General features: G+C 49.6%; 1 protein-coding gene and 1 pseudogene. Both read left to right on the top strand.

Annotated elements, in window-relative coordinates:
- A pseudogene (locus tag R7Q41_RS24120) lies at positions 1–211 on the top strand (methyl-accepting chemotaxis protein); the annotation flags it as partial.
- Positions 212–367: 156 nt separating this feature from the next.
- Positions 368–1230, top strand: an 863-nt coding sequence (locus R7Q41_RS24115) for a DMT family transporter (protein WP_318144719.1), incomplete at its 3' end; no start/stop codon positions are given.

The raw sequence follows: 1230 nt of genomic DNA, 5'->3' as shown, positions 1-1230 counted from the left end.
TATCACTGAGATTAATGATATGGCGATGCAGATTGCGAGCGCAGCAGAAGAGCAGCGAGCGGTAAGTGAAGACATCAGCCGCAATACTCAAGGCATCAAAGACGATGCAGATGTCATTGCTGAGCAATCACTGAAAAGCAGTGAAGGAGCACGCAGAATGTTCACCACAGCGAACACCATGCGAGAAAACATCAGTCGCTTTAAAGTGTAAACCGCCCCGAAAAAGCAGCTCCCAGAGCTGCTTTTTTATTGATGTTATCTAGACCTTTAACTTCCCTATAATAAATAAAAAAATGATGGCATTGCTCGTGGCATTTCATGCATATTAAAAGCCCTCAACCCTATTCAACAAGGACGTCTATCAATCATGGGTTACGAATGGCTTGCTCTGTGCGCTGCCTTTTTATGGGCGGTTTCCAGCCTGATTTCGGTTATTCCTGCGCAGCATCTGGGTGCCTTTTCTTACAGTCGTTGGCGGATGGGCTGCACAGCCGTGATTTTGTCGACCATGGCGTGGATAACCGGCGGTTGGCTAAGTGTGTCTTGGGAACACATTACGCCGATGATGGCATCCGGATTGATAGGGATCTTCATTGGCGACACCGCACTGTTTGCGTGTTTGAATCGCATGGGGCCAAGGCAAGCGGGCCTGTTGTTTTCCTGCCATGCCGTGTTTTCCACCATCTTAGGTTATTTCCTGTTTAGCGAAAGCATGACGGCCATTGAACTGCTTGGTTCTGCACTGGTGTTTAGCGGTGTGGTGATGGCGATATTCTTTGGCCGACGCGGACAAACTAACAATGTGCTCGAGGAAATCAAAGGCAACATTTGGGTTGGAGTCTCACTCGGCCTTACCGCTGCAATATGTCAGGCGCTCGGTGGCATTATTGCCAAACCGGTCATGCAAACCAGTGTCGACCCAATCGCTGCATCGGCAATTCGAATGATCAGCGCGTTCGTTGCGCACTGCTTGTTACTTATCGTTGGTGTAAAAGTTGCTCGCTCCACCCAACGTATTACTTGGCGTGTTTTTGGCATTACGGCGTTGAATGGCTTTCTCGCGATGGCCGTAGGAATGACGTTAATTCTTTACGCGCTGCGCGAAGGGAACGTAGGTATGGTTGCTCTGCTATCTTCAACCACGCCAATCATGTTGCTACCGCTGCTCTGGGTTTACACTAAACGCCGACCAAACCGATTTGCTTGGTTGGGCGCGGCCCTAGCGGTGAT

Source organism: Vibrio sp. 2096, from assembly GCF_033339595.1.
Classification (GTDB): Bacteria; Pseudomonadota; Gammaproteobacteria; order Enterobacterales; family Vibrionaceae; genus Vibrio; species Vibrio alginolyticus.
This window is presented reverse-complemented; position numbering and strand designations above follow the sequence as displayed.